This window comes from Methylomagnum sp., assembly GCF_054333355.1.
On sequence record NZ_JBTEKS010000004.1, the window covers coordinates 39651 to 45754 of the forward strand.

A 6104-nucleotide genomic window follows, 5' to 3' on the forward strand; every position below is an offset into this window, starting at 1 on the left:
CCAAACGGCGCTTCCCGCGAGACCCAGGAGTCCGCCGTAAATCGGGACGGCGGCGGTGGGCGCCCAGTTGTAGGCATACAGAAGGGCGGCGGCGCTCGCCCATCCGGCGCCGAGCAGGAACCGATTGCGATGCCGACGGAAGGCCGACCAGTGGCCAACCGCCGCCAGCAGGATAAAGGCTTGCAGGACGTAAACGAGGGTATCCGCGTAAGCGGCTAGGTAGCTCAGGCCCAGCACGCCACCCGCAGAGGCCAGCAGGGGCAAGCAACAAGGCGCGGCGCTAGCGGCGGCGGCCAGCCAAGCGCCAGCGGTGCCGAGTTTTTCGAAGGAAATTTTCATGGGGACATCTCCGAATCGGTCGAGAATGTGGGCCGGACGATGCTACCCAAAATCAACGAGGTTGAACACGCAATGAATAACTGGATCGAAATCGGCCAAATCGAAGACATTCCGGCGCAAGGCTCCCGCATCGTCGCGACGGACTTCGGGGATATCGCGGTGTTCCGCACCATTGATGACCAACTGTTCGCCGTCCGCGACCGCTGCCCCCACAAGGGCGGGCCGCTGTCGCAGGGCATTGTTCACGGCAAGCGCGTGACCTGCCCGCTGCATAACTGGGTGATCGAGTTGGAATCGGGCGAGGCGGTGGCGCCGGATGTGGGCTGCGCGGGGGCTTATGCAGTGCGGGTGGAGGCGGGGCGGGTTTATTTGGGTCCGCCGGTAAAGGTTTGAAACGTAGGTCGGGTTTAAACCCGATCCACAGAGTTTGGTAAAGGCGTAGAGAGTGTGGAGATTGGGCGGGCCAACCGTGTTGCTCCTGGCCCGCCGTTTTTTTTCGCACCACTAACTGAAAGGCGATCCTCCGGGATTGGCTCAATATCTGGAACTTTGGCTAAAACGGCCTCAAAGGCTGAGAAATCAGCCCGGGCAGCACGCATCTCCCACAACAATTCCTCATCCATCAACCGACGGATGTGGTCCAGGGTCATGGTTTCGTTTCGGCGCGAAAAGACAGGAAAGCCATTGCGGTATTCAAGTGGCTCGGAGGCATCAAAGTCTGTCGTTGGATTCGGATTTTCAGGATTCATGACGGCGGTGGATTGCTCGGGAAATCATTTTCTGCACATCGGGATTCGCATTGACCGAAACAAGCTCAACACCCGGATGCTCATTTGCAAACACCCGGAAGATTTCGTCCGCGAAGGACGGGCCGATGAATTCCATATCGGAGAAATCGAACATCACCGCCTGGAATTCAACCGCTAGTTTTAAAACGGATTTAGCCTCGGAGCGGGCCATCGCTGTCTTCCGTCCGCCGCACGCTGTAAGAACAACGATTTCCCCGGAATTCGCATTACTATCCGACATAGGTTTGCTCTTGCCATTACGAATTAATGCCAGCAATCGTGTCTGCCTAAGCCCATGATTGTCAACCGAACAGCCAAGACGAAAGGCACCCAGCCATGAACACCCAAGCCCCCACCCAAACCACCTGCCCCTATTGCGGCGTAGGCTGCGGCCTCCTGGCGAAACCCACCGGCCCCGAGTCGGCGGACATCAAAGGCGACCCGGAGCATCCCGCCAATCTCGGGCGGCTCTGCTCCAAGGGCGCGGCGCTGGGCGAAACGCTGTCCCTGCAAACCCGCTTGCTCCATCCCGAAATCGGCGGGCGGCGGGCCACTTGGGACGAGGCGCTGGACACGGTGGCGGAGCGGTTCCGGGCCATCATCGAAAAGCATGGCCCCGATGCGGTGGCCCTCTACGTGTCCGGCCAATTGCTGACCGAGGACTACTACGTCGCCAACAAGCTGATGAAGGGCTACCTCGGCTCGGCCAACATCGACACCAACTCGCGGCTCTGCATGTCCTCCACCGTGGCCGGGCAGAAGCGGGCCTTCGGCGAGGACGTGGTGCCCGGTTGCTATGAAGATTTAGAGTTGGCAGAACTCATCGTGCTAGTCGGCTCCAACACCGCGTGGTGCCATCCGGTGCTATTCCAGCGCATCGCCAAAGCCCGGCAGAACAACCCCAAGCTCAAGGTCGTCGCCATCGACCCGCGCCGCACCACCACGGCGGAATCCGCCGATTTGCATCTGGCGATCCGGCCCGGCACTGACGTATTGCTGTTCAACGGCCTGCTGCATTACCTGCGTAAGCACGACCGGCTGGATTACGGATTTTTGGAATCCCATTTATCCGGGCTGGCCGAAGCGCTGCAAAGCGTGAACGAATGCACTGTGCCCGCCGTGGCGGAAGCCTGTGGCGTGGCGGAGACGGACCTCGCCAGCTTCTACCAATCCTTCGCCCGCACCGAGAAGACCGTCACCGCCTGGTCGCAGGGCGTGAACCAGTCCTCCGCCGGGACCGACAAGGTCAACGCCATCATCAACGTCCATCTCGCCACCGGGCGGATTGGCCGACCCGGCATGGGGCCGCTGTCCTTCACCGGCCAGCCCAACGCCATGGGCGGGCGGGAAGTGGGCGGCTTGGCGAACCAATTGGCCGCGCACCTCGACCTCGACAACCCAGCCCACCGCGCCCTGGTCGGGGAATTCTGGAACGCGCCCCGCATGGCGGAACGACCCGGCCTGAAAGCGGTGGACCTGTTCCAAGCCATCGGCGCGGGCAAGGTCAAGGCGGTGTGGATCATGGCGACCAACCCGGCGGTGAGCCTGCCGGACGCCAACGCGGTGCGGGCGGCGCTGGAACAGTGCGAATTCGTGGCGGTCAGCGAGTGCGAGGCCACGACCGACCTCGCGCCCTACGCCCACGTCAGCCTACCGGCGGCGGCCTGGGGCGAGAAGGAGGGCACCGTCACCAACTCCGAGCGGCGCATTTCCCGGCAGCGGGCCTTCCTGCCACTGCCCGGCGAGGTCAAGCCGGATTGGTGGATCATTTGCGAAGTGGCGAAGCGGCTGGGTTTCCGAGAGGGCTTCGAGTTCGCCTCGCCCCACGAGATTTTCCGGGAACACGCCCGGCTGTCCGGCTTCCGCAACGAGGGCGGACGATGGTTCGACATTTCCGGCTTGGCGGATTTGGACGGGTTGGCTTACGACGGATTGAAGCCGGTGCAATGGCCGGTGAACGTGGCGCATCCCTACGGCACCGCCCGGCTTTTTGGCGAGGGTGGATTTCCGGGACCGAACCGCCGCGCCAAGCTGTTGCCTCTCTCCCACCGTGGACCGGCCAATATCCCGGATGAGGAATATCCCTTGGTGCTGAACACGGGCCGCATCCGCGACCAATGGCACACCATGACCCGCACCGGCAAGACGCCGCGCCTGACCCGCCATCTGCCGGAACCCTACGCCGAGCTTCACCCCCGCGACGCCATCCGTTTCGGCATCGAAGACGGCACCTTGGTCCGGTTGGTTTCCCGCCACGGGGAAGCCCTGGCCCGCGCCCGCGTCAGCGAGGAGCAGCGGCCCGGCTCGGTGTTCATGCCCATGCACTGGACCGCAGGCAACGCCCCCAAAGGCTGGGTGAATGCGCTGGTGAATCCGGTGGTCGATCCCATTTCCGGCGAGCCGGAATCCAAGCACACCCCGGTGCGGGTGGAAGCTTACCGACCGGCTTGGCATGGCTTCCTCTTGGCGCGGGAACCTGTCGCGGTGGACGCCGCCGATTACCGGGTCAGCGTGCGGGGCGAGGGTTATTGGTTGTATGAACTGGCCGGGGAATCCGCGCCGGAGAATTGGGGCGGCTGGGCACGGGATGTGCTTCAGGATGGGGAGGCGGCGGGCGAGTGGCTGGAATTCGCCGACCCGCACGCGGGACGCTACCGTTGCGCGGTGCTGCGCGAAGGCCGGTTAAACGCCTGCCTGTTCGCCAGCGCCGGGCCGGAGTTGCCGCCCCGCGATTGGCTGGGCGGTTTATTCGCCCATGAGAGCCTGCCGGACGCAGCGCGGACCAGCCTGTTGGTCGGACGTCCCGCCTCGCCCATGGAGGACAAGGGGCGCATCGTGTGTTCCTGCTACGGCGTCGGTGTTCGGACCTTGGTGAGCGCCATCCGGCAGCGCAATCTCACCACGCCGGAAGAGATTGGCCGCGCCCTTCATGCGGGCACCAAGTGCGGCTCCTGCGTGCCGGAGTTGAAGGGCTTGTTGCGGCAGATTTATGGCGAATAGATTCCTATGGAAACCTGGAGTCCGAACTTTAGTTTGGACAAGCGCCTGGTGGCTTACGCCCGTGTCCAAACTAAAGTTCGGACTCCAAACCCGTTTTAATAGCGGTGTTCATTCGGATTCGATACGTGCCACACCTGTAGGGGCGAATTAATTCGCCCCTACCTCGCGACCCGTCGTATCGAACCCGGTTGTAAGTCGCGATAACTCAATGGCAGTGACGCGGCGCGTGGGAACCAGCACAATAAAGATTTACGCATGAATATCACCACCGACAACGGCCCGGAAAAAAACCGCCTAACCCTCGGCTTCATCCCCCTGACCGACTGCGCCCCGCTGGCCGTCGCCCTGGAAAAAGGCTTGTTCCGCCAGCACGGCCTGGACGTGACCCTATCCCGCCAGGTGTCCTGGGCCAGCATCCGCGACAAGGTGGCGGCGGGCGTGCTGGACGGCGCCCACATGCTGGCGGCCATGCCAATCGCCACCAGTTTGGGGCTCGGCGAAGTGGGCACACCCTTAATCACCGCCCTGTCCCTGGACCTGAACGGCAACGCCATCACCGTCTCCAACGGGCTTTACCAGCGGATGCGGGAGGTTGACCCCGCCGCCATGGCGAACCGTTCCCACACGGCGCGGGCCTTGGCAAAACTCATCTCTGCGGATTCAGCCCCGCTTAATTTCGCCATGGTGTTTCCGTTCTCCACCCACAACTACTTGCTGCGCTACTGGCTGGCGGCGGCGGGCATCGACCCGGATCGCGACCTGCGCCTGCAAGTGGTGCCGCCGCCCTATATGGTGGATGCGTTGCGTTCCGGGGACATCGACGGCTACTGCGTCGGCGAGCCGTGGAACGGCCAGGCCATCGCCGAGGGCGTGGGCCGGGGTCTCGTCACCGATTACGAAATCTGGAACAACCACCCGGAGAAGGTGTTCGGCGTGACCCTGGATTGGGCGGAGCGCCATCCCAACACCCACAAGGCGGTGCTGATGGCCCTGATCGAGGCCGCCCAGTGGATCGACCAGCCGGACAACCGCCCCGAAGTGGTGGAGATTCTGGCCCGCGAGGACTACGTGAACGCCGCCCCGGGCGTGGTGAGCCTGTCCATGGGCGGCTCGTTCCGATTTGGGGTTGACGAGGAACCCGTGGCGATGCCGGATTTCAACGTGTTCCACCGCTACGCCGCGAATTTTCCCTGGCATTCCCACGCCGTGTGGTTCATCACCCAGATGTACCGCTGGGGGCAACTCCGCGAGGCGGTGAACATCCGCAAGCTGGCGGAGCAGGTCTACCGGCCCGATTTGTACCGGGAGGCGGCGCGGGAATTGGGCCTGCCGCTCCCGACGCGGGGCTACAAGATTGAAGGACTCCACGACCACGTCCAACACCTGAGCGAAGCCACCGCGCCACTCTCGCTGGGACCGGATTGCTTCTGCGATGGCCGGGTGTTCGATCCGGCGGACCCGGTGGGGTATCTGGCCGGTTTCGACATCCACACGCTCAAGCTGTCCCTGGACGAGCTGGCCGGGGTGAACCCATGAGCGGCCTCAAGATCATGCTCGTCGATCAGAATCCGGGCCGCAGCGCCATCCTGGAACAAGCCCTGTCCGACGCCGGGCACCGGGTGGTGGCGCGGGTCGAGGCGGGCCGGAGTCTGCTGCGGGAGGTGCAGGACCATCAGCCGGACATCGTCGTCATCGACATGGAATCGCCGGGCCGCGACACCTTGGAGCAGATGCGCGAGATTGGCCGCGACCAGCCCAAGCCCATCATCCTGTTCTCCAACAAGCGCGACGGCGACTACATCCGCCAGGCGGTGCAGGCCGGGGTGAGCGCCTACGTGGTGGATGGCCTGAGCCGGGAGCGGATCATGCCCATCGTGGAAGTCGCGATGGCCCGCTTCCGGGAGTTCGAGGCGCTGCGGCAGGAATTGCAGGACACCAAGAATCAGTTGGCCGACCGCAAGGTGATCGACAAGGCCA

The 6104-nt window shown here is 63.6% G+C and carries 6 protein-coding genes and 1 pseudogene; 4 read left to right on the forward strand and 3 right to left on the reverse strand.

Translation table 11 applies throughout. The features are described from left to right. Window positions 1-6: 6 nt before the first annotated feature. A pseudogene (locus ACXWUF_RS01055) lies at window positions 7-339 on the reverse strand (MerC family mercury resistance protein); the annotation flags it as partial. 72 nt (window positions 340-411) lie between these two features. On the opposite strand from ACXWUF_RS01055, the gene nirD reads away from it, so the two are divergent. Next, on the forward strand, window positions 412-732 hold the full coding sequence (gene nirD, locus ACXWUF_RS01060; RefSeq protein WP_458492791.1) for a nitrite reductase small subunit NirD: 321 nt from the start codon (window positions 412-414) through the stop codon (window positions 730-732). 14 nt (window positions 733-746) lie between these two features. Here nirD and ACXWUF_RS01065 read toward each other — a convergent pair whose 3' ends face one another. Together ACXWUF_RS01065 and ACXWUF_RS01070 are read right to left on the reverse strand one after the other, a co-directional pair. Continuing rightward, window positions 747-1088, reverse strand: coding sequence for a hypothetical protein (locus tag ACXWUF_RS01065; protein WP_458492792.1), 342 nt, complete (start codon window positions 1086-1088; stop codon window positions 747-749). Beyond that, entirely contained in the window at window positions 1078-1404 is a 327-nt protein-coding gene (locus tag ACXWUF_RS01070; RefSeq protein ID WP_458492793.1) for an STAS-like domain-containing protein, read from the reverse strand. The genes ACXWUF_RS01065 and ACXWUF_RS01070 overlap by 11 nt, the downstream gene beginning before the upstream one ends. A 59-nt stretch (window positions 1405-1463) precedes the next feature. Between ACXWUF_RS01070 and ACXWUF_RS01075 the strand changes: the two genes are divergently transcribed. The 3 genes from ACXWUF_RS01075 to ACXWUF_RS01085 form a co-directional block, all read left to right on the forward strand. Then, window positions 1464-4127: a molybdopterin-dependent oxidoreductase gene (locus ACXWUF_RS01075; RefSeq protein ID WP_458492794.1), complete on the forward strand. Its 2664-nt coding sequence runs from the start codon at window positions 1464-1466 to the stop codon at window positions 4125-4127. 255 nt (window positions 4128-4382) lie between these two features. Continuing rightward, the gene (locus ACXWUF_RS01080; RefSeq protein WP_458492795.1) at window positions 4383-5663 is read left to right on the forward strand and encodes a CmpA/NrtA family ABC transporter substrate-binding protein; all 1281 of its coding nucleotides are present in this window, start codon (window positions 4383-4385) and stop codon (window positions 5661-5663) included. Beyond that, window positions 5660-6104, forward strand: a 445-nt coding sequence (locus ACXWUF_RS01085) for an ANTAR domain-containing response regulator (RefSeq protein ID WP_458492796.1), incomplete at its 3' end; no start/stop codon positions are given. The genes ACXWUF_RS01080 and ACXWUF_RS01085, both read left to right, overlap by 4 nt.

Coding starts and splice junctions, on each gene's coding strand:
- nirD (WP_458492791.1), top strand. CDS start 412: ATGAATAACTGGATCGAAATCGGCCAAATCGAAGACATTCCGGCGCAA.
- ACXWUF_RS01065 (WP_458492792.1), bottom strand. CDS start 1,088: ATGAATCCTGAAAATCCGAATCCAACGACAGACTTTGATGCCTCCGAG.
- ACXWUF_RS01075 (WP_458492794.1), top strand. CDS start 1,464: ATGAACACCCAAGCCCCCACCCAAACCACCTGCCCCTATTGCGGCGTA.
- ACXWUF_RS01080 (WP_458492795.1), top strand. CDS start 4,383: ATGAATATCACCACCGACAACGGCCCGGAAAAAAACCGCCTAACCCTC.